Raw genomic sequence first — 25363 nt, forward strand, 5'->3', positions numbered from 1 at the left:
GTGGTGAACAACGGTCTCTCCTCCGGGGGGACGGTTCAGGAGACTGTATACAATCCCTGGGCCTCACCCGCGCCGCGGGGTGCCGATTCCCGACTGTGCGTCCGGGTGGTTCGCGTCGTCCGCGTCGTCCGCGTGGTTCGCGTGGTTCGGGTCGGCCGGGTGGTCCGGGTCGGCCGGGTGGTTCGCCGTGCGGGTCACGGCCGCGAGGAACGACCGGCGGGCGGCGGCGACGTGCGCGACCGCCCTTGCCTGGGCCTCGTCCTCGTCGCCCGCCGCGATGGCCTCGCACAGGCTCAGGTGTTCCGTCCAGGAGTGCGGCCCCCGGACGGCGGCGGTCTGGCTGAAGACCCACTGCGCCCGCAGCACCATGGGCTTCATCATCAGGTTGAGGTAGGAGTTGCCCGCCGCCTCGCCCACGGCCAGGTGAAAGGCGGTGTTGAGCTCGGCCACCTCCGCCGGTCGCCCGGCCTCCACGGCCTCCTTCGCCGCGTCGAGCACCCGGCGCAGCCGCGCGACGGCCTCGGGGCTGCGTTTGCGTGCCGCCAGCCGGGCGGCCAGGCCCTCGACCGCCATGCGCACGTCGAAGAGCTCCTCGCCCTCCTCGGCCGTCAGCCGCGCGACGGTCGCGCCGACCCGCGGGACGACCTCGACGAACCCCTCGGCCGCCAGCACCCGGATGGACTCGCGCACGGGGTTGCGCGACACGCCGAGCAGCGCCGCCAGCCGGTCCTCGACCAGCCGTTCCCCCTGGGCCAGCTCACCCGACAGGATGCGACGACGCAGTTCCTCGGTGACCTCGCCCAGCAGCGTCGTACGCCCGGCGCCCCGCATCACATCAGCCATATGGCCGCCCATCGTATACAGATCCATGGGCGGCCGATCCCCGGCGACCACCGACCGGTCAGGCACGCAGGCGCAGCCCCCGGGGGGTCGGATGGAACCCGGCCGCCTCCAGGGCAGCCGCCAGCGGCGATTCCACGATGGACGCGCCGTCGGCCCGCTCCACCGTCAGCTTCCCGAGCGCCCCGTCGCGTACGGCCAGCGCCAGCGCGTCGACCGCCGGTTGCAGTCGCTCGTCGTCGGCGAACGACAACAACGTCTTGCCGCCCCGCTCCACGTAGAGGACGAGGTGACCGTCCACGAGCACGACCAGCGCGCCCGCCTTCCTGCCCGGCTTGTGCCCGACGTCGCCGGGACGTTGCGGCCAGGGGAGCGCGGCACCGTACGGGCTGGCCGGGTCAGCGGCGGCCAGCACCACGGCCCGCCGCCCGGACCCGCCCCGGCCGCCTCGACCGAGCATCCCGGCCTCGCCACCCTGGCCGAACCCGCCGCCACCGGGCCGCGAACCCCGGCCACCCTCACCGCCGCCGAACCCGCCACCGAACCTCTCGCCACCGAACCTCTCGCCACCGAACCCTTCGCCGGCCTCTCCGCCGCCGGGCCCGCCGGTCTCCCAGGCGGGGATCTCGGGCGGCGAACCGAAGCTCTCGCCCGGCCCGCCGCCGGTCGGTGCGACGCTCGGCGCCATGGCGCGCATCCGGTCGACCGCGCCCGCCAGCGCGAACTGGGCACCCCCCAGCCCCTCGACGAAGTACCCCCGGCGGCACCGCCCGCTCTCCTCGTAGGCGCGAAGCACCTGGTAGACAGGCGTGAACCCGCCGGGCAGCCGTTCGGAGGTCACCGCCCCGCGCGTCACCACGCCGTGCCGTTCGAGCAGCACCTCGGCCTGCGCGTGCGCCCGCTGCGTCGCGTCGTCGGCGGGGCCGGGCAGCAGCCACCACCGCCCGGCCACGGTCGGCGGCCCGCTCCGCGACGGCAGCACGGCCCGGCGCCGCCGCGTCGTGGCGGGCCGGTGCGCGGGACGCCCGGTGCCCAGCGTGGCCCGCAGCGGCGCGAGCGTGTCGCCGGAGACCCGGCCCGACCACACCAGATCCCACAACGCGGAGACCAGCGTCGCGTCGTCGAGCGCCCCGCCCTGGGCCCCGAGCTGGTCGGAGATGCCCCGGAAGAACAGCGCGCCCCCGCCGCCCAGCAGGTCGAGCACGCGCTCGTGCAGCGGCGTCATCGTGATCTCGGCCGGCTCGGGCAGCAGCAGCGGCGCGGTGTCGGCGAAGTAGAGCGACACCCATCCGTCGCCGCCGGGCAACGACCCCTGCCCCACCCACATCACCTCGCCCGACGAGGTCAGCTCGTCGAGCAGCGCCGGATGGTAGCCGGGCACCCGCGAGGGCAGCACCAGCGTCTCCAGCGCGGACGCCGGCACCGCGGCCCCCTGAAGCTGCTCGACGGACCGCACCAGCGCGTCCATGGCCCGGGCCGCCCCGGCCCGCGAGCCGTCGGACGACGCGCCAGAACCGGTGATGCCGTGCCAGGCGGGCAGGAAGCGGGCCAGCGTCTCGTGCGCGACCGGCTCGACCTCCTTGCGCAGCCGGGCCAGCGACCTGCGGCGCAACATCCGCAGCACCCCGGCGTCGCACCACTCCTCGCCCCGGCCGCCCGGCCGGAACTCCCCGTTCACGACGCGTCCCGAGGCGGCCAGCCGCCGCAGCGCGTCGGTCACCACGGCCGCGCCCAGCCCGAACCTGGCGGCGGCGGTGCCGGCGTGGAAGGGCCCGCGGGTGCGGGCGTGCCGGGCCACCAGGTCGGCCAGCGGGTCGGGCACCGGCTCCAGGAACACGTGCGGCACCCCCACGGGCAGCGGCACGCCGAGCGCGTCGCGCAGCCGGGCGGCGTCCTCCACGGCCGCCCACTGCTCCTCGCCCGCGATGCGCACGCGGATGGCCCGTCGCGCGCGTTCGAGCTCCTCCAGCCAGGACGGGTCACCGCCGCGCACGCTCACGTCGGGCGTCAGCAGCGGCCCGTGCGAACGCAGCAGGTCGGCCAGGTCCTCGGCGTCGCGCAGCGGCCGGTCGAGCCGGGCCAGCTCGCGTTCGCTGCTCACGATCACGTCGGGGTCGAGCAGCTCGCGCAGGTCGGCCTGGCCGAGGAGCTCGGCCAGCAGCGTGGTGTCCAGCGCCAGGGCCTGCGCGCGACGTTCGGCGAGCGGCGCGTCGCCTTCGTACATGAACGCGCCGACGTAGTGGAACAGCAGCGACGCGGCGAACGGCGAGGCCTGCGACGTCTCGACCTCGACCACCCGGATCCGGCGCGCCGCGATGTCGCGCATGAGCTGGACCAGCCCCGGCACGTCGAACACGTCCTGGAGGCATTCGCGCATCGTCTCCAGCACGATCGGGAACGAGGCGTACTGGGAGGCCACGCCCAGCAGATGGGCGGCCCGCTGGCGCTGCTGCCACAGCGGGCTGCGCCGGCCCGGCACGCGGCGCGGCAGCAGCAGCGCCCGCCCCGCGCACTCCCTGAACCGGGAGGCGAACATCGCCGACCCGCCCAGCTCCTCGGTGACGATCTGCTCGATCTCCTCGGCGTCGAACGCCGCCACGTCGGTGGGCGGCTCGGCCAGCGTGTCGGGGATGCGCAGCACGATGCCGTCGTCGGAGTGCACGGCCTGCACGTCGATGCCGTAACGCTCACGCAGCCGCCGGTTGATCGCCAGCGCCCAGGGCGCGTGCACCCGCGCGCCGTAGGGGGAGTGGATCACCACCCGCCAGTCGCCCAGCTCGTCGTGGAAGCGCTCGACCAGCAAAGTACGGTCGTCGGGCACGTATCCCGTGGCCTCGCGCTGCTCGTCGAGGTAGGCCAGCAGGTTGCCCGCGGCGAACTCGTCGAGGCCCGCCTCCCTGATGCGGTCGGTGGAACCCTGCTTGGCCTGCTCCCGCAGGAACTGCCCGATCGCCCGGCCCAGCTCAGCCGGACGCCCGGCCGTGTCGCCGTGCCAGAACGGCAACTTCCCCGGCTGGCCGGGAGCGGGCGAGACCAGCACCCGGTCGGCCGTGATGTCCTCGATCCGCCACGACGTCGCGCCCAGCACGAACACGTCGCCCACCCGCGACTCGTAGACCATCTCCTCGTCGAGCTCGCCCACCCGGGACGCCTTCTCGCCCACGAGGAACACGCCGAACAGGCCGCGGTCGGGGATCGTGCCGCCGTTGGTCACGGCCAGCCGCTGCGCGCCGGGCCGCCCCTGGAGGACGCCGGTGACGCGATCCCAGACGATGCGCGGCCGCAGCTCGGCGAACTCCTCGCTCGGGTAGCGGCCGGCCAGCATGTCGAGGGTCGCCTCCAGCGCGCTGCGCGGCAGGGTGGCGTAGGGGGCGGCCCGCTTGACCACGGTCTCCAGCTCGTCGACGGTCCACTCGTCGAGCGCGGTCATGGCCACGATCTGCTGGGCCAGCACGTCGAGCGGGTTACGCGGGTAGCGCAACTCCTCGATCTGCCCGGCGCGCATGCGCTCGGCCACCACGGCCGTCTGGACGAGGTCGCCCCGGTACTTGGGGAAGATCACCCCTCGGGAGACCGCGCCCACCTGGTGACCGGCCCGGCCGATGCGCTGCAACCCGCTGGCCACGCTCGGCGGCGCCTCCACGCACGCCACCAGGTCGACCGCGCCCATGTCGATGCCCAGCTCCAGGCTGGAGGTGGCGACCACGGCGGGCAGCCGCCCCGACTTGAGCGCCTCCTCGATCTGGGCCCGCTCCTCCTTCGACACCGAGCCGTGGTGGGCCCGGACGATCTCGCTCACCACGCCCTTGCTCGCCCCCGCCTGCGCCATCGTCTCGGCGGGCATGCGCCTGGACGGCGGCTCCCGGTCGTACGGCGGGGGCTCCTGGTCCTGCGGCGGTGTCTCCCAGATCGACAGGTCGACCGCCTCCGGCCCCTGCCGCCGCGCGTAGGCCAGCTCGTTGAGCCGGGTGCACAGCCGCTCGGCCAGCCGCCTGGAGTTGGCGAACACGATCGTCGAGCTGTGGGACTCGATCAGGTCGAACAGGCGGTCTTCCACATGGGGCCAGATCGACCGGCTGGACGACGGCTCGACCTGCTCGGGATCGGGCGCACCCTCCATCTCCGTCATGTCCTCGACCGGGACGACGACCTCGATCTCGATGCGCTTGTCGGACGGCGGCTGCACCACCGTCGCCGGACGCGTGCCGCCGAGGAAGGCCGCCACCTCGCTCACCGGCCGCACGGTCGCCGACAGCCCCACCCGCTGGGCCGGACGCTCCAGCAGCGCGTCGAGCCGTTCCAGGCTGAGCGCCAGATGGGCGCCGCGCTTGGTGGCCGCGACCGCGTGCACCTCGTCGACGATCACCGTCTCGACGTCGCGCAGCGCGTTGCGCGCCTGACTGGTGAGCAGCAGGAACAGCGACTCGGGGGTGGTGATCAGGATGTCGGACGGCTTGGCGGCGAACCGCCTGCGCTCCTCGGCCGGGGTGTCGCCGGAGCGGATCGCCACCGAGATCTCCGGCACGGGCAGCCCGAGCCGGCGCGCCGTCTGCCTGAGCCCGGCCAGCGGCGCGCGCAGGTTGCGCTCGACGTCGACGGCCAGCGCCTTGAGCGGCGACACGTAGAGCACGCGGGTGCCCGGCTTGTGCCCCTTCGCCGCGCCCTCACCCGGGGGCTGCTCGGCCGCCCGCGCCGCGAGCCGGTCGAGCGACCACAGGAACGCCGCCAGCGTCTTGCCGGACCCCGTGGGGGCGACGACCAGCGTGTTGTCGCCGCGCGCGATCGACTCCCACGCGCCCTCCTGGGCCGCCGTGGGCGCCTGGAAGGCGCCGGCGAACCATTGCCTGGTCACCTGGGTGAAGTGGTCTAGCGAGCTCACCAGCACATACTGCCTCGCGCCACCGACAGAAAACTCATTGGAGCGGCGCCGGGTGGTTGAGCGGGGGTCAAGGCGGACATACAGCGACCGTGACCATTGACTATGCCGCCGTCGAGACCAGACGCGCTGAATTGCGAAGTAAGTACGCCTTACCGCACCGGCCGTCGAGCAGCGCCCGTGGCCTGCACCACGTGGCCCTGCTGTCGTCCGACGTCGAGCGGACCATCAAGTTCTACCAGGAACTTCTGGAGTTCCCGCTGACGGAGATCATCGAGAACCGCGACTACAAGGGTTCGAGCCACTTCTTCTTCGACATCGGCAACGGCAACCTGCTCGCGTTCTTCGACTTCCCGGGGCTCGACCTCGGCCCGTACCAGGAGGTGCTCGGCGGGCTGCACCACGTGGCGATCTCCGTCGACCCCGCCACCTGGGAACGGCTGCGCGGCAAGCTGGAGATGGCCGGCGTGCCGCACCAGATCGAGAGCGGCGCCTCCATCTACTTCAAGGACCCCGACGGCGCCCGCCTGGAACTGCTCGCCGACCATCTCGGTGAGATGTACGGTGCGCGAGTTCTATGACTGTTCTGTGACTGTTCGTCCCGGCTCAGCGCCGTGACGCCCTGCGCGTACGCGGCCTGCCCGCACGCGGCTCCTGCCTGATTCCCGCGTGCCGCTCCGATCGCTGTCCCTTCTCCTTCTGGACGGTCTGCCGCATCGCGAGTAACAGCCGGCGGCGCCGCGCCCTGTTGGCCTTGGTCCTGGCGGTCTTCGGGGGTGAAGACTTGGGGGTCTTTGGCATGCGGATGTCTTACCCACACCTGACGCGATTCCATACTTGGTCCATGCGCCTGACCGAGTTCTGGAGACGGATGAACGCCCATTTCGGCGAGACCTATGCCGAGTCGTGGGCCCGCGACTACGTGATCGCCCCGCTGGGCGGCCGTACCGTCATCCAGGCGCTGGCCGACGGCGAGAGCGCCAAGACCGTATGGCGGGCCGTGTGCCAGGTCGAGGACGTCCCACCCCGGCTACGGTGAACCCTGGCCACGTTGAGCTCAGGTCGGGGACGTTTCACCCGGGCTACGTTGAGCTCAGCGTCCGGCGGAGGGCGTCCGCCGTGGCTTCCAGGTCGTCCGCGCTGCCCTGGCCGCCCGGCGACCACAACAACGTCCAGCCTCCGCTGGAGGGGGTGGCGAAGATGATCGTCTGGCGGCGCGTGCGCGGATGCCACACCCACAACACCGGATCGTCGCCGCCGACCATGCGGCTCACCAGCCCCTGATGGGGCAGCAACTCGGCGAGCGCCTCCAGAAGGGTGCGTCGTTCCCCGGTGTAGCCACTCGCCACTTCGCCGCCTCCCAGCCAATCCCCTGCATGGGAGTCTCCCCAGCTCACGGCGTATGACAACACGTCGGCGGCAACACGCGCGGGAGATCGCGAACGCCCTCGCCCCCCACGCCCCACCTGTCACCCGGGCCCCGGTGCCGGCGCTCTCCGCGCCGGCGGGGAGAACGTCCGTGACGTCTCCCCACGCGGCGATCCGCATCCTCCGTGACGGCTCAGGCCCGTGTTCTCCGGTACGAGCCAGGTCCGTGTCATTCGGTACGGGCGGGATCCGCGTTTCCCGGCCGGGTCAGAGCTGTTCGGGACGGGGCGGGATCCGCGTTCCCCGGCCGGGTCAGAGCTGTTCGGGACGGGGCGGGATCCGCGTTCCCCGGCCGGGTCAGAGTTGTTCGGGACGGGGCCGGATCCGCGTTTCCCGGTCGGGTCAGATGCCGCTCGTCCGTGAGGGACAGGCGTTCGTCGGCCCCGGCTCCAGGCAGCCGCCCATCGGGGCACACCCCATCACATCCGCCCGCCGCGCCCGATCCCACGGCCGCGGCCCCCCGGGCAGACCCCACGGCCAATCGGCCGGCAACCACCATGAACGCGAGCGACGTCCGAGCATCGGCCTCGCCCTCCTCTGAACACACCGCATGCATCTCAGCAGCGTGTTCGTGATGTGATCGAACAGCCGTTCGGCTACGATGAACCTGCCGAACCGGCCACGCCTTCCCCGACCGTCTCAGAAAATGTCGGTGGCAGGCCGTAGCTTTCACTCGACTGATCGGACCACGACCCTCCAGAGGGAGCTCCCATGGCTATCAACGACCGCGAGAAGGCCCTCGAGACCGCGCTCGCTCAGATCGAGCGGCAGTTCGGCAAGGGCTCCGTCATGCGACTGGGCGACGACGCCCGAGCCCCCATCGAGGTGATCCCCACCGGGTCGATCTCCCTTGACGTGGCCCTCGGCATCGGCGGCCTCCCGCGTGGGCGCATCGTCGAGATCTACGGCCCCGAGTCCTCGGGCAAGACCACGGTCGCCCTGCACGCGGTGGCCAACGCCCAGCGGGCCGGCGGCATCGCGGCGTTCATCGACGCCGAACACGCCCTTGACCCCGAATACGCCAAGAAGCTGGGCGTCGACACCGACGCCCTGCTGGTCTCCCAGCCCGACACCGGTGAGCAGGCGCTCGAGATCGCCGACATGCTGATCAGGTCCGGCGCGGTCGACATCATCGTCATCGACTCGGTGGCCGCCCTGGTGCCCAAGGCCGAGATCGAGGGTGAGATGGGCGACAGCCACGTCGGCCTCCAGGCCCGCCTCATGTCCCAGGCGCTGCGCAAGGTCGCCGGCGCGCTCAACAGCACCGGCACCACCGCGATCTTCATCAACCAGCTCCGCGAGAAGATCGGCGTCATGTTCGGCAGCCCCGAGACCACGACCGGTGGTAAGGCGCTCAAGTTCTACGCCTCCGTCCGCATGGACATCCGCCGCATCGAGACCCTGAAGGACGGCACGGAGGCGGTCGGCAACCGCACCCGGGTCAAGGTCGTCAAGAACAAGATGGCCCCGCCCTTCCGCGTCGCCGACTTCGACATCCTCTACGGCGTGGGCATCTCCCGCGAGGGCGGCCTCATCGACATGGGTGTCGAGCACGGCTTCGTCCGCAAGTCGGGCGCCTGGTACACGTACGAGGGCGACCAGCTGGGCCAGGGCAAGGAGAACGCGCGCAACTTCCTGAAGAACCACCCCGACATGGCCAACGAGATCGAGAAGAAGATCAAGGACAAGCTCGGGGTCGGTCCGAAGCTCGACACGCCCGCCGAGCCCGCCGCCGCCGTCCCGGCTCCCGCCGCCGCGCCCTCGGGTCGTGGCTCGAAGTCCACCCCCAAGCCGGGTGACGTCTGATCGGTCGGCGCATGAGTGACAGGGATCCGTCGCAGGCGCCCCGTTCCCAGGACTGGGGCGCATGGCCCGACCTCCCCGCCTCGGGGGAGCGCAGAAAGCGCGGACCCCGCGGCCGCCGGGCCACCCCCTCCGACCCGACGCCCACGTCCACCACCCCCGAGCCGCCGACCTGGGCCACCCCGGCCGAGCCGGTGACCGGGGCCACCACCCCCGAGCCGGTGACCCGGGCTACCGGCCGTCCGGCCTCGGGCAGGGGCTCACGTGGCGCCGACCTCGCCCGGTCAGCCGCCGACGGCTGGCCGTCGGTAGACGAATGGCACGAACAACGCGCCCGTCTCCGAGCCGCCGCCTCCGAGCCCCCCACCCCCGACGACGACCACCCCTCGACCGTCCACACCAGCGCAGATGCCCCGGCTGCCCCCGACGGGCTGGACGACGCGGTGATCCGTGACGTGGTGGTTCGCGACGATACGCACGACGTGGTCGTCCATGCGCAGGTGGACGACGAAGGTGTGTCGTCGGGCTGGGGCACGGGCCGGCAGGCTGTTGTCGCGCCCCCGGCGTGGGGCCCTGGCCGGGAGATGGCCGCGCCAACCTTCCACTGGCCGGGCGACCCCCGCCCCGAAGCCGACGAGAAGGCTGCGGGCTCGGCTCGTGAAGCCGACGGGAGCCTGAGCAATGAGGCTGAGGTCGGGCTGGGTACAGGGCCGGCCGTCGCCCCGAGCAGTGAGGCTGACGTCAGGCCGCGCAGAAAGGCGGGCGTTGCGCCGGAAGGTGACGCCGGTGTCGGGCTGAACGAAGGAGCTGGCGTTGCGCCGGGCAGTGAGGCCGGTGTTGGGCTGAGCGGTGAAGCGGGCTTCGGGCTCAGGCCGCGCAGTGAGGTGTTCATGGCGTGGCCGGGCGCTGAGCCTGGCGATCCGGCAGAACGGCCCATTCCCGGCTGGCTCCACTCGGCCGACCCCAGCGCTCAGGACGACGAAGCTGCCCCCGACGGAAGCCCGGACAATCGTGGCCGAGCTGGTGGGCGGGGCAGTGGCCGGACCGGCGGACGGGCCGGCGGACGGGCGTCCCGAGGGCGCTCCGACGAGGGTGCCGACGCGCCGATCTTCGTCTGGCCGGGTGAGCGTAAGGCTCCTGCCGACCGGGACACCGCTGCGAGCTCGCCTGCCGAAGACGCCCGCACCGAACCGACCCGTAAGGGCAGTTCCGGAAGGCGTAAGAGGAAGGCCCAGGTCGACGACGGTTTTGCCGGGAGCGCGCTGGACGAGCTGAGCGATCATGACGGTGAGAGCGCTGCCAGGGTCGCTGGGCGGCGTACAAGCAGGCGGAGGGCTCAGGACGGCGAGGGCTTCTCCGGAATCCCTTCGGATGAGCTGAATGGCCCTGATGGCGAGGGTGCTGTTGATGTTGCTCCGTGGCGTACGAGCGGGCGGGCAGATCAGGAGAGCGCAGCGAGTTCCGAGGCGCAGCCGGCTGGGCTGAGTGGTCAGGATGGCGGCGGTGTCGCTGAGGAGCGCCTGCGGGAACGCGAAGATCCGTACGAGGCCGGCGGCGTTGGCGGGAAGCCGGAGGGGGAGGCCTCCTTCGCGGAGAAGCGCGGCGCCGATGAGTGGCATTCTGAGGTGCTGGCCGGAAGCAGCTGGTTCGGCGATGAGCAGGACGCGGGTGGGAAGAAGCGTTCAGGCAAGGGGCGCCGGACAGGCGGCCGGGGCACTGGACGGGGCAGCGGCAGGGGGAGCGGACGCTTCGGGAGAGGCACGACCGGTCGTGGCGGCCCGCTGTCCGACGGCTCGCTGTCTGACGGCCCCCCATCCGACGGCCCGCTCTCCGACGGGCCATCGCATGGCGGGCTGCTGCCTGATGGGCCGGATGTCGGAAGTTCCGCTGCGGCGGCACCTGCGGCAGACCCGGAGTCCGTTGCGCGGGCCATCTGTCTTCGGCTGCTCACCATGGCTCCCAAGACGCGGGCGCAGCTCGCCGAGGCCCTTCGCAAGCGGGACGTACCGGATGAGGCTGCCGGAAAGGTGCTTGATCGGTTTGTCGAGCTCGGGCTGATCAATGACGAGGCGTTCGCGGAGGCATGGGTCGATTCTCGGCACCACGGTCGGGGCCTCGCCAAGCGTGCGCTCGCGGCCGAATTGCGCCATCGGGGTGTGGACACCGAGACCGTGAAGGAAGCCGTGGAGCGCCTGGACTCCGACCAGGAGGCCGAGACGGCCCGACGGCTGGTGGACCGTAAGCTCGCCTCCACCCGATCCCTCGACTCGCAGACTCGTACGCGGCGTCTGGCCGGCATGCTCGCGCGCAAGGGGTACTCGTCGGGACTGGCGTACCGGGTGATCCGGGAGGCCCTCGAACAGGAGGGCATCGACCTGGAGGATGACTTCTCCTAATCCCTCAGGACCCTCCGGCTGGCCTGCCGCCAGGTGCGAAGCCCTCTCACGCTTCGGGCTCAGGGAGATGGAGGGGCTATGGCCTGCTGGCTGGCGCTGGCCCCTCTCCCGCTCGGGGCTCGAGGGAGGGACTGGAGGTCTGCTGCCCGATCAAGAGCTGAGGGGACCGAAAGAGCTGCGGGGGCCGAAGGGGCTGGGGGGGCCGAAAGGCTGTGGGGTTGATCGTCGGATTCGGAGCTTCTCGCGCTCGGGCTCAGCAGATGACAGGTTGTGGGGCTGCTGATGGGTCTGAAGCGTCTCGTGTTCTGGGGGCAGAGAGGTCTCGTGTTCCGGGGGGCAGAGAGGCGGAGGGCGTGCGGTGCTGCATGGATGGGCGCCCATGAAGGTGGGGGTGGGCCCGGAGGAGGCAAGGCTGGGGGGTCGGCTCTGAGCGCTGGTCAGTGGAAGCTCGGGGATTCGCTTGGAGTGCTGGGCGGTTGCGGGGGCGGGATTAGTGGAGTTGGCCGGTTCGGTGTAGGTGGTCGAAGATGAGTTGGTCGACCGGGGACACGCGGTCGCGGTCGGCGTAGGTCAGCCAGGTGATCTCTTCGATCTCGTTGCTGGGTGTCGGGACTCCGTGGTGCTCGGCGGTGTAGCAGGTCATCCGTACGGTGACGCCGTCGGCGTGGCCGTGTGCCTGGGCGTGGAAGGTGCCCAGGTGGGTGGCGGTGGTCGGGATGATGGTGATGGAGAGTTCTTCGTCGATCTCGCGGATCAGGGTGTCGAGGTCGCTTTCGCCGGGCTCGCGTTTGCCGCCGGGGAGGTAGTAGGCGCTCTTGCCGCGTGAGCGGGTGCTGAGGATCTTGTTGTCGTCCAGGTGAATCCAGGCGATCTTGTCGATGAGGGTGTTCATCGTGTGCTCCTGTCGGGGCGGGTGAGCCGGTGTCGGGCGTTCGAAGAGTTTCTCGCGTGCGACGGAAGCCGGGACTGGAAGGGGCCGCCGGAGCTCTACGGATTGATGGCCGGTGGTCGCCGGATGGCGGGTTGTGGGCTTTGTCTGGGCCATGGGGGTTGGAGAGGTGAAGGTGGGGGACAAATGGGGGGTGATCGTGGGTTATGTGGTTGATTGGGGAGATGCGGGCCCGTAAGACACGCTTGAGGACGCGTTTGCTTGCTCGTGACCTGTTCGACGCATAACCTCGACGGCAGTGAGGAGTTACTCCGCGCAGTGCGGATTGCCATACCGGTGAACGACGGACGTACGAGCTCGGTTGATCGAGGCAGGCGAGGTGTCGGCTATGGGGGCCGATGCCCGGTCAGCCTTGGCCTGACATCGGTCCTGGAGACGACGCCGACCGGGCTTTCCGTGGCGCGCACGTGACCCCTCCCGTTTTGGGTCCGCGTTATGAGGTGTTGACGACGCGAGGAGGGCGGGGCGCGCATGCAGCCGCTTGTCGTGGTGCTGATGGTGGCGGTGCTCGTGCTCGCGTTCGGGATGATCGTGGCGCTGCTCGTCGTCATACGCCGTACCTCTGGCGGTTTGCCCCGGAAGTCCGAGCCGAGCCCTGAGCAGGTGGAGGCCGTACACGCGGAGCTTGAGGAGGCGCGGGAGCGTGCCAAGGAGATCCGCGCCAAGGCGGAGAGCGACGCCGAGGAGATCCTGCGCAGGTCGGAGAGCGCCGTCGAGAGCGCCGCGCAGATGCGGCGGGAGGTCGAGGAGGAGAGCCGGATCCTGAAGTCCGAGCTCAAGGAGCTCCGGACCGATCTCGAACGCAGAGAGGCCAGGCTGGCCGAGCGCGAGCAGCGGCTCGACGAGGAGGCCAGGCGGCAGTCCGAACGGGACAGGAAGCTGGCCGAGACCGAGGTCGAGCTGGCCGACCGGCGCGAGGAACTGCTCCAGGTCGAGGACGAGCGGCGGGCGATCCTGGAACGGGTCGCCGGGCTGACGGGGGAGCAGGCCAAGTCCGAGCTGGTCAAGGAGATCGAGAACCAGGCCAAGCGCGAGGCGGCGCTGATCATCAGGGAGATCGAGGGCGAGGCCCGCAAGGAGGGCGAGAAGCGGGCCACCAAGATCGTGACGCTGGCGGTCCAGCGGGTGGCGGCCGAGCAGACGGCCGAGTCGGTCGTCAGCGTGCTGCATCTGCCCGGTGACGAGATGAAGGGCCGGATCATCGGTCGCGAGGGCCGCAACATCCGGGCGTTCGAGTCGACCACGGGCGTGAACCTGATCATCGACGACACGCCGGAGGCGGTGCTGTTGTCGTGTTTCGACCCGGTTCGCAGGGAGACGGCGCGGCTCACGCTGGAGAAGCTGGTGCTGGACGGGCGCATCCATCCGCAGCGCATCGAGGAGGCGCACGACCGCAGCCGCCAGGAGGTCCAGGACCTCTGCGCGCGGGCCGGCGAGGACGCGCTGGTCGAGCTGGGCATCACCGACATGCACCCCGAGCTGACGCTGCTGCTCGGGCAGCTTCGATACCGCACCTCCTACGGTCAGAACGTGCTCAAGCACCTCATCGAGTCCGCGCACATCGCCGGGATCATGGCGGCCGAGCTGAAGATGAACCAGCAGCTCATGAAGCGGTGCGCGCTGCTGCACGACATCGGCAAGGCCCTCACGCACGAGGTCGAGGGCAGTCACGCGCTGATCGGCGCCGAGATCGCCCGCCGGTACGGCGAGCAGGAGGACGTGGTGCACGCCATCGAGGCGCACCACAACGAGGTCGAGGTCCGTACGGTCGAGGCGGTGCTCACGCAGGCGGCCGACGCCATCAGCGGCAGCCGTCCGGGGGCGCGCAGGGAGTCGCTGGAGGCGTACGTCAAGCGGCTGGAGCGGCTGGAGGAGATCGCGCAGTCGTACGAGGGCGTGGAGAAGGTGTTCGCCATGCAGGCCGGGCGGGAGATCCGGGTCATGGTCAAGCCGGACGCGATCGACGACATCCAGGCGCAGGTGATCGCCCGGGACGTGGCCAAGCAGGTGGAGGAGGAGCTGACGTACCCGGGGCAGATCCGGATCACGGTGGTGCGCGAGTCCCGCGCCACCGAGTTCGCCCGCTGACCCCGAAGAAGCCGCCCGCCGGCCCCAAGAACGCTCATCCATTTCCGAGGGATCCCGCCCGTTCCAGGATCCCGTCCGTTCCAGGATCCCGCCGGTTCCAGGATCCGGCCGGTTTCAGGAGGCGGGAAGCGGGCGAAGGCGGTGCGCCCGGCAGGACGCGCCGCCTCGCATCGTCAGGCCAGGCGGAGGCTCGTAATGTCAGGCCAGGCGGATCCGGGGGTCGAGGAGTCCGTAGGCGATGTCCACGATCAGGTTCGCCACCACCACGGCGGTGGTGGCCAGGATGACGACCCCCATGATCACCGGCAGGTCCCCGCTGATGAACGCCTGCACCACCGCCTGCCCGATGCCGCCGAGCCCGAAGACCGACTCCGTCACCACCAGACCGCCGATCAGCGTGCCGATGTCCACGCCGAGCTGGGTGACCACGGGGGTCAGCGCGGCGCGCAGGCCGTGCCGGTAGATGACCCGGCCCTCGGGCACGCCCTTGGCGCGGGCCGTACGGATGTAGTCCTCGCCCAGGACGTCCAGCATGGAGCCCCGGGTGAGCCGGGCGTACGAGGCCGCCTGGACCATGGCCAACGTGATCCACGGCAGGATCAGGTGCCGGGCCCATTCGCCGGGGTTCTCGGAGAAGGGCACGTAGGAGTCGGGCGGCAGGATCGGCGCGCCCGCCATGGTGAGCTGGAAGAAGAAGAAATACAGCAGCAGCAGGCCGACCACGAACGTCGGCATCGAGACCCCGGCCAGGGCCAGCGTGGTCAGGGCGCGGTCGAGGAACGACCGTACGCGGGTGGCGCTGAGCACCCCGGCGCCGACGCCGACGCAGAGCCACAGGACGGCGCCGCCGAGCACCAGCGAGAACGTCGGCGGGAAGTCCTGGGCGAGCAGCTTGCCCACCGATTCGCCCGAGAAGTACGACTGGCCGAGGTCGCCGTGCAGGAGCCGGCCCAGGTAGTCGAAGTACTGGACGATGGTGGGACGGTCGAGGCCGAGGTTGTGCCGGATCAGGTCGACCTGCTCGGGGGTGGCCTGGCGGCCGGCCAGCGTACGGGCGGGGTCGCCGGGGGCGACGAAGAACAGGAAGAACGTGCCCAGGGAGACCAGCCACAACACCAGCACTCCGAGCAGCGTGCGCCGCAGCAGGAACCGTCGCAACATCAGCCCTCCACCTCCTGAAGCAACCCCGGCATCCCACCCCGGTCATGAAACGTCGGCATCGGCCCCCCCAGCAGCGGCATCGGACCGGCCGGCAGCGGCATCGGACCGCCCGGCATCGGCATCGGACCGCCCAGCGGCGGGCGCGGAAGCCGGACCGGAAGCCGGAGCGGAAGCCGGACCGGAAGCCGGGCCGGAGGCCGCACGCCGGTTCCGCCGTCGCCGGCGGCTGAAGAGCCGTTCCATCCGGGGATCGATGGCGTCCCTGATCCCGTCGCCCACCAGGTTGAACGCCAGCGTCGTGATCAGCAGCGAGGCCGCCGGGAAGCCCAGATACCAGTACGCCACCCGGTAGAACCCCTGGGCCTCGCTCAGCAGGTTCCCCCACGACGGGGTAGGGGGAACGATCCCGAGCCCCAGATAGGACAGGGTGGACTCGAACACGATCGCGGCCGGCACCAGCAGCGTGGTGAGCACGATGACGGGGGCCAGCAGGTTCGGCAGGATGTCCACGAACATGATGCGCGCGTCGCCGGCCCCCATGGACCGGGCCGCCTCCACGTACTCGCGTTCCTTGAGCGACAACGTCTGGCCGCGCACCACGCGGGCGATCGCCGCCCAGGAGTAGAACGAGATCACCCCGATCGTCGCGGTCAGCGAGGGCCCGGCGATGGACACCACCGCGATCGCGAAGATCAGGTACGGGAACGACAGGACCACGTCCATGAGCCGGGACAGGATGGTGTCGATGACGCCGCCGTAGTACCCGGCCAGCAGCCCGATGACGACCCCGATCAGCGCCGCCACGCCGGTCGCGACCACGCCCACGAGCAGCGAGACGCGCGCGCCGTACAGGACCCTGATGAACAGGTCGCGGCCGAGGCGGTCGGTGCCGAACCAGAACTCGCCGTTGGGCGCGACGGGCAGGCCCTGGTCGGTGATGCCGGTGTCGCGGAACTGCTCGTCGGGGTCGTGGCCGTTCCAGGCCGAGATGAGCGGCGCGGCCAGGGCGAGCAGGCACAGCAGCACGACGACGATGCCCGAGACCAGGGCCACCCGGTCGGACCTGATCCGCGCCCAGGCGAGCTGCCAGGGGCTGCGTCCGGCGATCGTGCGGTCGGTGACGACGTCCGGACGGATCTCCGTGAGAGTCATGCGGTCCTCCCGGCGGTCAGGTCCTCGCCCGCCTCGACGGGGTAGTGACAGGCCACCAGGTGCTCCTGGGGCGCCAGCAGCGGTTCCTCGGCCGAGCAGCGTTCGCGCGCTTTCGGGCACCGCGGATGGAAGCGGCAGCCGGTGGGCGGGTCGATCGGCGAGGGCACGTCGCCGGTGAGGATGATGCGGTGCCGCCGTTCGGCCTCGTCGGGGTCGGCCACGGCGGTCGCCGACAGCAGCGCGTTCGTGTAGGGATGGCGGGGCACGGCGTGCAGCTCCTCCGCGGTGGCCAGTTCGGCCACCTTGCCCAGGTACATGACCGCGATCCGGTCGCTGACGTGCCGCACCACCGACAGGTCGTGGGCGATGAACAGGTACGTCAGCCCGAAGTCGTCCTGGAGGTCCTTGAGCAGGTTGAGGATCTGGGCCTGGATGGACACGTCGAGCGCCGACACCGGCTCGTCGCAGATGATCAGCCGGGGCCGCAGCGCGAGCGCCCGCGCGACCCCGATGCGCTGCCGCTGCCCGCCGGAGAACTCGGCGGGGAACCGGTTGTAGTGCTCGGGGTTGAGCCCGACCCGTTCCATCAGCTCCTGGACGGTCCGCCGCAGCTCCTGGCCGCTCTGCACCCGGTGGATGACGAGCGGGTCGGCGATGATCGAGCCGACCCGCCGGCGCGGGTTCAGCGAGCCGTACGGGTCCTGGAAGATCACCTGGATGTCACGCCGGAAGGGCCGCATCCGGCGCCGTGGCAGGTTCGTGATGTCGGCGCCGTCGAAGCGCACGCTGCCGGAGGTGATGGGATGCAGGCCCGCGATGCACCGGGCGAGCGTGGACTTGCCGCAGCCGGTCTCGCCGACCAGGCCGAGGGTCTCGCCCGGCGACAGCGACAGGCTGACGCCGTCAACGGCTCTGACCTGGCCGATCGTCTGCTTGATCAGCATGCCGCTGGTGATGGGGAAGTGTTTGACCAGGTTCTCGACTTCGAGCAGCATCAGGCCTCCTCCGCCGTGCCGAGCACCGCCCGCTTGCGCAGCGCCTCGGCCTCCGCGCCGAGCCCGATCGCCTCGTGCGGCAGCCAGCACGCCGAGGCGTGCCCGCGCGCGCCCGTGATGGAGGCCAGCGGCGGCCGTTCGGCGGGGCAGACCGGCATCACGTACGGGCAGCGCGGATGGAAGGCGCACCCGGACGGGATCGCGATCAGGCTCGGCGGCGAGCCGGGGATGGGCCGCAGCCGTCCGCCGCGGTCGCCGGTGCTGCCCGGGATCGACTCCAGCAGGCCCTTGGTGTACGGGTGGTGCGGTTGGTAGTAGAGCGTGCGCCGGTCGGCCCGCTCGACGACGAGCCCGGCGTACATGACGAGCACCTCGTCGGCCATGCCGGCCACGACGCCGAGGTCGTGCGTGATGAGGACGAGCGCGATGTCGAACTCGGCCTGCACCCGCCCGATCAGCTCAAGGATCTGCGCCTGGACGGTCGCGTCCAGCGCGGTGGTGGGCTCGTCGGCGACGATGAGCTTGGGGTTGAGCGCCAGCGACATGGCGATCATCGCCCGTTGCCGCATGCCGCCGGAGAACTGGTGGGGATAGTCGTCCACCCTGCGGTCGGGGCGCGGGATGCCCACCAGGCCCAGCAGCTCGACGGCCCGTTTCCTGGCCTCGGCCCGGCGGGTGCCGGGGTTGTGGACGCGGATCAGCTCCTCGATCTGCCAGCCGACCTTGTAGAGCGGATGGAGGCTGGTCAGCGGGTCCTGGAAGACCACGCTGATCTCCGCGCCGCGGATGCGGCGAAGCTGCTCGTTGTCGAGCCCGAGCAGGTCGACGCCCTCGAACAGGGCCGTGCCCGAGATGTCGGCGTCGGGGGTCAGCCCGAGTATCGCCTGGGTGCTCACGGTCTTGCCGCTGCCGGACTCGCCGACGATCGCCAGCGTCTCGCCGCGATCGACGGTGAACGACAGCCCCCGCACCGCCTGGACCACGCCGTCGGAGGTGGGGAAGGACACCTGGAGGTCGGTTACCTCAAGCAGGCTCATATGTCTCCCTCGCGGCCGTCCCGCGGGCCCGCCTGCCGGCGCGCCCGCGGGAGGCCGGTCGTCAAGGCGTGTTGGGGTTCAGCCAGAGGTTGGTGACGTCGAAGACCTGGTACGACGGCAGGTACAGGGCGTTCTGCACCCGCTTGTTCTTGTAGAGCGGCGTGTTCTGGTTGTTCAGCGGCACGATCACCGCGTCGGCCAGCACCGTCTGGTCGGCCTCGTGCCACAGCGCCGCGGCCTTGGCCTGGTCGGTCTCGGCGAGCGCCCGCTTGATCAGGTCGTCCACCTTGGGGTTGCTGTAGCAGCCGTAGTTGCTGGTGCCGGCGTTGCAGTTGGTCTGGAACAGCGGCTGCATGACCGCGCGGCCGTTGTTGCCGTACCAGTCGGGGATCCAGCCGGGGGCCGACAGGTCCCATTCGCTGTTCTTGGCGTGCGAGGGCGTCTGGAGGTAGGTGTAGTAGTCGCCCTGGCGCAGCGGCAGGCCCTTGACGGTGATCCCGCACTTCTTCAGGTCGGCCGCGTACGACTGGAAGTTGGCCGGGTGGTTGCCCGCGTTGCGGAAGGCGCCGATGAGGGTCAGCCCGTTGGGGTAGCCGGCCTCGCTCAGCAGCTGCTTGCACTTGGCGGGGTCGCCCTGGTCGCCCGGCGTGGGGTACGGGTTGTACTCCTGGTAGCCGATGTTGCCGGGCGGGATGACCGTGTGCAGTGCGGTCGCCACGTCCGCGCCGCCGTAGATCTTGGCGATGGCGGTCTTGTTGATCGCGTACTCGATGGCCTGGCGGACCTTGAGCTTGCCCATCGCCCCGCCGGCGTTCTTGCTCTGCAGGTTGAACACCACGTACGGGTTCGTCACCGCGCCGGGGAAGATCGTGAAGTTGGGGTCGTTGCTCTTGAGCTGCGGGATCTGCGAGGTCGGCACCGGCAGGTCCCACGACAGGTCGGCGCTGCCGGCCTCGATCTGCTGCTGCACCGCGTCGGGCTCGCCGACGCCCATCTTGACGTCGATGGCGTTGACGTACTGGTGCCTGATCGGGTCGGACTCCTGCTTCCAGGCCGGGTTCTTCTCCAGCCGGATCGACTTGGTGGCCACGTACGACGTGATCTTGTACGGGCCGTTGGAGATCACGTGCTGGCGGAAGGTGGCGTCGTCGGGGACGTACTGGTCGTACTCCTGCGGCGCCGCCGAGGCGAAGTTCAGGGCCAGGATGTTGAGGAAGTCACCGGCCGGCTGGGTCAGGGTGAAGACGATCGTCTTGTCGTCCTTGGCCTGCACGCCGGCGATGTCGTGGCCGTTCTGGAAGTCGGCCAGGGCCTTGGCGGTGGGCTTGGCCTTCTCGAACGCCTTGATGTAGGCGTCGCAGTACTCGGCCATGCCCTTGATCGTGCTGGTGTAGTAGCCGGGCGCGCCGGAGCCCGCCACCGGGTTGCAGATGCGCTTGAACCCGCGGACGAAGTCGCCCGCCGTCACCGGCCGCGGCGGCTGGGTGTCCCACTGCACGCCGTCGCGCAACTTGATCGTGTACGTGAGCTTGTCGGCGCTCAGGCCGCCGTTCGCCTCGGTGGGCAGCTCGGTCGCTATGTCGGGCAGCACCTCGTAGCCCTTGGTGGTGTCGGCTCCCGCCGCGACGCCCTGGAGGGCGTACAGCTGGCGCGAGTAGCCGCGCATGATCCCGATGGTGACGACGTAGTAGATGCTGGTCGGGTCGAGATGGTCGACGTCGCCCGAGCCCACGAGCCTGAGCGTGCCGCCCGTGACGGGGCTTCCCGAGCTCTGGCTCGCGGCGGGGGGCGGAGCGGATTTGCTGGTTCCGTTCTGCGTCGCGCAGGAGGTGGCGAGCAGAGTTGCCGCCGCCACCGTGATGATGCTGAGATGGCGCAAGCTGGCCATCTGGCCTCCCTCGTGCCGAGATGGGGGTGTTGTTGGCTGGCACAGCTGGGGCGCGTGTCGTGGCCGCGACGCGCGCCCCACGTTTACTGAGACGAGCAACCCATGCCGGAGGAAGACTGTCGAGGTCGGTTACGTAACTGTTTGCGACTAGCGACTGGTCGGTAATGCTGATTCAGTACGGGAATTGTCTGGAGATCGCGACATTAACTGAATAGCTGCTGGTAGAAAGCCAGCTCGGCGGCCAAGGCCGCGACGCGCGTCTCCATTCGGCGAAATCCGTGGGATTCGCCGTCGAAAGCGAGATAGGTGCACGGGACGCCGCGCTCGGACAATGCGTCGGCGAAGGCCGTCGACTGCTCGGGCGGCACCACCGGGTCGTCGAGCCCCTGCAGCAGCAGCATCGGGCAGGACACCCCGTCGACCAGGCCGAGCGGCTCCCTGGAGGCGTAGACGGCCGGGTCGTCGCCGACCAGCCACTCGACGTAACGCGACTCGAAGTCGTGGGTGTGCGCGGCGAGCGGCGCGAGGGCGCTGACGCCGTAGTAGGACACCCCGCCCGCGAACACGCCGGAACGGCAGCAGGCGGCCATCACCGTCCAGCCGCCCGCGCTGCCGCCGCGCACCGCGATGCGGGCCGGGTCGGCCAGCCCGGAGTCGGCCAGCCACTGGGCGGCGGCGACGGTGTCGGCGACGTCGACCAGCCCCCACTGCCCGCGCAGCCGCTCCCGGTAGGCGCGGCCGTAGCCGGTGGAGCCGCCGTAGTTGACGTCGAGCACGCCGATGCCGCGCGAGGTCAGGAACGCCTTCTCCAGGTCGAGCGCCGTGTCGGCGTGGGCGGTCGGGCCGCCGTGCACGAACACCACGAACGGCGTCGGCTCCTCGGCGACCTGATGCAGGAAGGCGTGCACGGGCCGCTCGCCCGGCACGACCACCGGCCGCGGGTCGGGCACGCCGGACAGGTCGGGCAGCCGCTCGTCGGCCCGCGCCAGCGGCTCGGCCCGGCCGGAGGCGACGTCGACCCGCACGACCGAGCGCGGCAGCCGCGCGGCGTGGCCGACGCCCGTCACGGACATGCCGTCGGCGGCGAGCGCGGCCTGCCATCCGGTGTAGGGCAGGTCGAGGTCGTGCAGCGCTCCCGTGTCCGGGTCGAGCACGCCCAGCCGCAGGTCGCCGCGCCCGTGCAGGACGGCGAGCCGCCCGTCGCCGAGCACGGTGTAGGGCGCGCCGCCGAGCTGCCACGGCGGCTGCGTGAACTCCTCCTCGGCCGGGCACAACGCCCGCGGCGCGGCGCCGTCGAGGCCGCACTCGTAGAGGTTCCACCAGCCGGAGCGGTCGGAGACCAGGTAGAGGGTGGCGTCGTCCTTCCAGGCGGGCGACAGGACGGACTCCGCCGCGCCGCCCAGCACCGTGCGGGCCTGCCCGTCGCGCAGCCGGACGACGCGCAGCTCGGTGCCGTCCCAGGGCATGCGGGGGTGGTTCCAGCAGACGTAGGCCAGGTGGGCGCCGTCGGGGGACAGGACGGGGGAGGCGTAGAAGTCGTGGCCGCAGGCCCGCTCCCGGGGCTCGCCGCCCGCCAGCGGGATCGACACGACGGACCGGGTGATCTTGCCGTGCTCGCCGTGGTGCTCGCGCACCGCCCACACCTCGCCGTCGTGGACGGTGAGGTCGGCGTAGCGGGAACCTTCGGCGGTGAGAGGTTTCGGCTGGCCGTTTTGCCCGAGAAGGTACAGGCGCTGGTCGGCCAGAGCGGCGAAGACCACGTCGCCGCCCGGCGTCACGGCATAGGGACGGCCGCCGTACTCGTGCACCCTCGTGCGCGCGCTCCAGGGGGCGGGCAGCAGGTCACGGCAGGTGCCGTCGGCCTCGCGGCGGACGATCGCGGTGCGGCCGCCCTCGCCCGGACGGTCTTCGGTCCACCACACCCGGCCGCCCTGGGCGACGGGCCAGCCGGGCCGCAGACCGGCGGCGGCGACGTCGCGGGCGGAGATGGGGGACGGCCAGAAAGGCATACCCGCATCCTGCCGGAAGATCCGGGGCCGTGGGGCGCGATCAAGAACATCTCTCCTGCGGCGGCATCGAGGCAGGCAGGTTGAGCCCGGTGTCGCCGAACCACTTGCGCAGCAGCCGCGTGGCCGTCCCGTCCCGCCACATCTCGGCCACGGCCTGCTCGGCGGCCTCGCAGGTCTCGATGTCGCCCTTCTTCAGGCCGATGGCGTACCGCTCGTCGGTGAAGGGGTCGTTCAGCAGCCGGAACAGGCCGGGGGCCTGCTGGGCGAAGCCGGCCAGGGTCAGGTCCTCGGTGGAGACGGCGTCCAGCTCGTTGTCGCTGAGCTTGCGCACGCAGTCGGAGTAGTTGGCCGCGGGCACGGCCACGACGGGCAGGTCGAGCTTGCCGTCCGGCGGCGGGTCGGCGACGCGCTTGAAGGAGTTGGAGCCGGGCACCTGGCACACCCGCTTGCCCCGCAGGTCGGTGACCTGGCGGATGGAGGCGTCCTCGGCCCGGACCATCGTGTCCTGGTGCACGAGCACGTACGGGCCGGCGAAGGTCACCTTGGGCCTGCGGGCCTCGGTGATGGAGTAGGTGGCGAACACCATGTCCACGGTGCCGTTCTGGAGCAGCGCCTCGCGGCCCGCCGCCGGCGCCTCCCGCCAGGTGATGCGCACGGGCCGGCCGCGGGCCAGCTTGGCGACGACGTACCGGGCGACGTCCACGTCGAAGCCCACGGGATCGCCGGGACCGGCCTTCAGGCCCAGGCTCGGCTGGTCCCACTTGGTGCCCACGATGACCTGGCCGGTGCCCCTGATCTTGCCCACGACGCTGGAGTAGGCGCCGCCGCCACCGCACGCCACCGGTACGGCGAACGCGGCCGTGCCGGCCAGCGCCACCACGACTCCACGTATCCGCACGCACAGGAGTCTGTGGGGTCGGCGGCCCCGCGGGGCCGGTCCGCGTGCCGCGTGGGCGAAGATCTGAGGCTTTCTTTACGAGACGGCGGCGGGACGGAAGCCTCCGCCGCCGTCTCGCGGGTCACTCCACGGGGATGTCGGGCGCCATGCCGCCGCCCTCGGTGCCCTGGCCGGTGGCGACGCCGACGGAGGCCGCGCCGGGGGTGGCGATCGGCCGCGCCGAGGTCTTCCTGCTGCGCCGGCTGCGCCGCTCCAGCAGGGTGGCCAGGTAGCTCAGCGTCATGTTGAGCGCCACGTAGATGACGCCGATGACGATCGCCGCCGGGATCAGCGAGCCGAAGTACGCGGCCGGCAGGATCTTGAACCCGGTGTTGAGCAGGTCGACGTAGGCGATGATGTAGCCGAGCGCGGTGTCCTTCAGCAGCACCACGAGCTGGCTGACGATCGCCGGCATCATCGTCGTGACCGCCTGCGGCAGCAGCACCAGGCGCAGCACCTGGTTCTTGCGCATGCCCACCGCGTAGGCGGCCTCGGCCTGCCCCTTGGGGATGGCGTGCACGCCCGCGCGCACGATCTCCGCCAGCACCGAGCCGTTGTAGAACATCAGGCCCAGCACCACCGCGATGAAGGCGTAGTCGCCGCCGCCGGCGACGGCGGGCGCCAGGTAGAAGATGAAGAAGATCAGCAGCAGCAGCGGGATGGCCCTGAAGATCTCCACCACCGCGGCCGCCGGCACCCTGATCCAGGCGTGGTCGGAGAGCCTGGCCAGGCCGAAGACCGCGCCGAAGACCAGCGCGAGCACCGCCGCGGCGGCCGCCGCCTCCAGCGTGCCGAGCAGGCCCGGCAGGATGAACTCCCGCCACACCTCGGCCGTCAGGAACGGCTGCCAGATCTTGCCGTCCCACTGGCCCTTGGCGTCGAAGCCCCGGTAGACGAAGTACACGACGGCCAGGACCGCCAGGACACTGATCGCCGTCAGCAGGTGGTTGCGCACCCGGGCCCGGGGGCCGGGGGCGTCGAACAGGACGGACGCGCTCATCGTGCCACCGCCAGACGCCGGGCCAGCCAGCCGGAGAAGAAGCCGATCGGCATGGTCACGGCCATGAAGGCCACGACCACCCCGAGGAAGATCGGGATCGAGGCCCCCGTGGTGTCGAACGTGAGCTTCATCTCCGCGGCCACGTCGGCGGCGTACCCGCCGGCGACCGCCACCGTCGTGTTCTTGATCATCGCGATCATCACGCTGGCCAGCGGCGCGATGACCGATCGGAACGCCTGCGGCAGGATGATCAGCCGCAGCGTCTGCATGAAGCTCAGCCCGATCGCCCGGGCCGCCTCCGCCTGTCCCATCGGGACCGTGTTGATGCCCGAGCGCACCGCCTCGCACACGAACGCCGACGTGTAGATCGACAGGCCCATCGAGACGATCCAGAAGGAGTTCGTCCGCGGCTCGCCGGAGAAGACGAGGCCGAGCTTGTCGCTCAGGCCCAGCGCCGAGAACGCCAGCACCAGGGTGAGGGGGGTGTTGCGCACCACGTTCACGTAGACCGTGCCCACCGCGCGCAGCACGGGCGTCGGGGAGACGCGCATCCCGGCCAGGACCGTCCCGAGGACGAGCGAGACGACCGCGGCCACGAGCGCGATCCTGATGTTCCCCCAGAAGCCCATCGCGAGGTCGGGCAGGTACTTGATTAGTTCATCCATCGTGCTCCACCGCATAGAGCGGCGGGGGGGGGGGGGGGGGGGGGCCCCCCGGGGGGGGGGGGGGGGGGCCCCGGGGGGGGGGGGGGGGGCGCGGCGCGGAGGGGCGGGGGGGGCGGCCCGCCCCCACACACCCCGCAGC

General features: G+C 71.2%; 18 protein-coding genes. 5 read left to right on the top strand and 13 right to left on the bottom strand.

The genetic code is table 11. The annotated features are described in order from the left end of the window. Positions 1-63: 63 nt before the first annotated feature. Positions 64-843 carry a GntR family transcriptional regulator gene (locus tag AB0J76_RS28945; RefSeq protein ID WP_352323149.1) on the bottom strand — a complete coding sequence of 260 codons (780 nt, stop codon included), beginning with the start codon at positions 841-843 and terminating at the stop codon, positions 64-66. 58 nt (positions 844-901) lie between these two features. Next, positions 902-5719, bottom strand: coding sequence for an ATP-dependent helicase (locus tag AB0J76_RS28950; RefSeq protein WP_352323148.1), 4818 nt, complete (start codon positions 5717-5719; stop codon positions 902-904). 89 nt (positions 5720-5808) lie between these two features. Between AB0J76_RS28950 and AB0J76_RS28955 the strand changes: the two genes are divergently transcribed. Together AB0J76_RS28955 and AB0J76_RS28960 are read left to right on the top strand one after the other, a co-directional pair. Further along, positions 5809-6297 (top strand): VOC family protein, encoded by a 489-nt coding sequence (locus tag AB0J76_RS28955; protein WP_352323147.1) that lies wholly within the window; start codon positions 5809-5811, stop codon positions 6295-6297. A gap of 263 nt (positions 6298-6560) precedes the next feature. Then, positions 6561-6755, top strand: a complete 195-nt coding sequence (locus AB0J76_RS28960; RefSeq protein WP_352323146.1) for a DUF3046 domain-containing protein — start codon at positions 6561-6563, stop codon at positions 6753-6755. A 43-nt stretch (positions 6756-6798) separates the two neighbouring features. On the opposite strand, the gene AB0J76_RS28965 is transcribed toward AB0J76_RS28960, so the two are convergent. Next, a complete protein-coding gene (locus AB0J76_RS28965) occupies positions 6799-7065 on the bottom strand; it encodes a hypothetical protein (protein WP_352323145.1) in 267 nt (88 codons plus the stop codon). Positions 7066-7855: 790 nt separating this feature from the next. Between AB0J76_RS28965 and recA the strand changes: the two genes are divergently transcribed. After that, positions 7856-8950 (top strand): recombinase RecA, encoded by a 1095-nt coding sequence (gene recA / locus AB0J76_RS28970; protein WP_352323144.1) that lies wholly within the window; start codon positions 7856-7858, stop codon positions 8948-8950. A 440-nt stretch (positions 8951-9390) separates the two neighbouring features. Continuing rightward, positions 9391-11343 (top strand): recombination regulator RecX, encoded by a 1953-nt coding sequence (recX, locus tag AB0J76_RS28975; protein WP_352323143.1) that lies wholly within the window; start codon positions 9391-9393, stop codon positions 11341-11343. 490 nt (positions 11344-11833) lie between these two features. On the opposite strand, the gene AB0J76_RS28980 is transcribed toward recX, so the two are convergent. Then, complete coding sequence (locus AB0J76_RS28980; RefSeq protein WP_352327358.1) at positions 11834-12235, bottom strand: NUDIX domain-containing protein; 402 nt, start codon at positions 12233-12235, stop codon at positions 11834-11836. Between the two features lie 528 nt (positions 12236-12763). Here AB0J76_RS28980 and rny point away from each other — a divergent pair. Continuing rightward, positions 12764-14380, top strand: coding sequence for a ribonuclease Y (rny, locus tag AB0J76_RS28985; RefSeq protein WP_352327359.1), 1617 nt, complete (start codon positions 12764-12766; stop codon positions 14378-14380). A gap of 198 nt (positions 14381-14578) precedes the next feature. Here rny and AB0J76_RS28990 read toward each other — a convergent pair whose 3' ends face one another. The 9 genes from AB0J76_RS28990 to AB0J76_RS29030 all read right to left on the bottom strand — a co-directional run bounded on the left by AB0J76_RS28990 (position 14579) and on the right by AB0J76_RS29030 (position 25224). Beyond that, on the bottom strand, positions 14579-15541 hold the full coding sequence (locus AB0J76_RS28990) for an ABC transporter permease (RefSeq protein ID WP_352327360.1): 963 nt from the start codon (positions 15539-15541) through the stop codon (positions 14579-14581). A 42-nt stretch (positions 15542-15583) separates the two neighbouring features. Continuing rightward, complete coding sequence (locus tag AB0J76_RS28995) at positions 15584-16693, bottom strand: ABC transporter permease (RefSeq protein WP_352327361.1); 1110 nt, start codon at positions 16691-16693, stop codon at positions 15584-15586. Beyond that, positions 16690-17688, bottom strand: a complete 999-nt coding sequence (locus AB0J76_RS29000; protein ID WP_352327362.1) for a dipeptide ABC transporter ATP-binding protein — start codon at positions 17686-17688, stop codon at positions 16690-16692. The genes AB0J76_RS28995 and AB0J76_RS29000 overlap by 4 nt, the downstream gene beginning before the upstream one ends. Next, the gene (locus tag AB0J76_RS29005) at positions 17688-18725 is read right to left on the bottom strand and encodes an ABC transporter ATP-binding protein (protein WP_352327363.1); all 1038 of its coding nucleotides are present in this window, start codon (positions 18723-18725) and stop codon (positions 17688-17690) included. The genes AB0J76_RS29000 and AB0J76_RS29005 overlap by 1 nt, the downstream gene beginning before the upstream one ends. Positions 18726-18786: 61 nt before the next feature. Then, positions 18787-20613 (bottom strand): ABC transporter substrate-binding protein, encoded by a 1827-nt coding sequence (locus AB0J76_RS29010; protein WP_352327364.1) that lies wholly within the window; start codon positions 20611-20613, stop codon positions 18787-18789. A 203-nt stretch (positions 20614-20816) separates the two neighbouring features. Continuing rightward, entirely contained in the window at positions 20817-22622 is a 1806-nt protein-coding gene (locus AB0J76_RS29015) for a prolyl oligopeptidase family serine peptidase (protein ID WP_352327365.1), read from the bottom strand. Positions 22623-22662: 40 nt separating this feature from the next. After that, positions 22663-23520, bottom strand: a complete 858-nt coding sequence (locus AB0J76_RS29020; protein ID WP_352327366.1) for a glutamate ABC transporter substrate-binding protein — start codon at positions 23518-23520, stop codon at positions 22663-22665. A 121-nt stretch (positions 23521-23641) separates the two neighbouring features. Then, on the bottom strand, positions 23642-24559 hold the full coding sequence (locus AB0J76_RS29025; RefSeq protein ID WP_352331390.1) for an amino acid ABC transporter permease: 918 nt from the start codon (positions 24557-24559) through the stop codon (positions 23642-23644). Further along, positions 24556-25224 (bottom strand): amino acid ABC transporter permease, encoded by a 669-nt coding sequence (locus tag AB0J76_RS29030; RefSeq protein WP_352331392.1) that lies wholly within the window; start codon positions 25222-25224, stop codon positions 24556-24558. The genes AB0J76_RS29025 and AB0J76_RS29030 overlap by 4 nt, the downstream gene beginning before the upstream one ends. Positions 25225-25363 lie beyond the last annotated feature (139 nt).

The organism is Nonomuraea sp. NPDC049624, from assembly GCF_040675255.1.
Taxonomy (GTDB): Bacteria; Actinomycetota; Actinomycetes; order Streptosporangiales; family Streptosporangiaceae; genus Nonomuraea.

What these genes read in the sequence shown, in the direction of transcription:
- rny (WP_352327359.1), top strand. Translation starts at nt 12,764, where the DNA reads ATGCAGCCGCTTGTCGTGGTGCTGATGGTGGCGGTGCTCGTGCTCGCG.
- AB0J76_RS28990 (WP_352327360.1), bottom strand. Translation starts at nt 15,541, where the DNA reads ATGTTGCGACGGTTCCTGCTGCGGCGCACGCTGCTCGGAGTGCTGGTG.
- AB0J76_RS28995 (WP_352327361.1), bottom strand. Translation starts at nt 16,693, where the DNA reads ATGACTCTCACGGAGATCCGTCCGGACGTCGTCACCGACCGCACGATC.
- recA (WP_352323144.1), top strand. Translation starts at nt 7,856, where the DNA reads ATGGCTATCAACGACCGCGAGAAGGCCCTCGAGACCGCGCTCGCTCAG.
- AB0J76_RS28960 (WP_352323146.1), top strand. Translation starts at nt 6,561, where the DNA reads ATGCGCCTGACCGAGTTCTGGAGACGGATGAACGCCCATTTCGGCGAG.
- AB0J76_RS28945 (WP_352323149.1), bottom strand. Translation starts at nt 843, where the DNA reads ATGGCTGATGTGATGCGGGGCGCCGGGCGTACGACGCTGCTGGGCGAG.
- AB0J76_RS29000 (WP_352327362.1), bottom strand. Translation starts at nt 17,688, where the DNA reads ATGCTGCTCGAAGTCGAGAACCTGGTCAAACACTTCCCCATCACCAGC.
- AB0J76_RS29010 (WP_352327364.1), bottom strand. Translation starts at nt 20,613, where the DNA reads ATGGCCAGCTTGCGCCATCTCAGCATCATCACGGTGGCGGCGGCAACT.
- AB0J76_RS28980 (WP_352327358.1), bottom strand. Translation starts at nt 12,235, where the DNA reads ATGAACACCCTCATCGACAAGATCGCCTGGATTCACCTGGACGACAAC.
- AB0J76_RS29030 (WP_352331392.1), bottom strand. Translation starts at nt 25,224, where the DNA reads ATGGATGAACTAATCAAGTACCTGCCCGACCTCGCGATGGGCTTCTGG.
- AB0J76_RS29025 (WP_352331390.1), bottom strand. Translation starts at nt 24,559, where the DNA reads ATGAGCGCGTCCGTCCTGTTCGACGCCCCCGGCCCCCGGGCCCGGGTG.
- AB0J76_RS29015 (WP_352327365.1), bottom strand. Translation starts at nt 22,622, where the DNA reads ATGCCTTTCTGGCCGTCCCCCATCTCCGCCCGCGACGTCGCCGCCGCC.
- AB0J76_RS29005 (WP_352327363.1), bottom strand. Translation starts at nt 18,725, where the DNA reads ATGAGCCTGCTTGAGGTAACCGACCTCCAGGTGTCCTTCCCCACCTCC.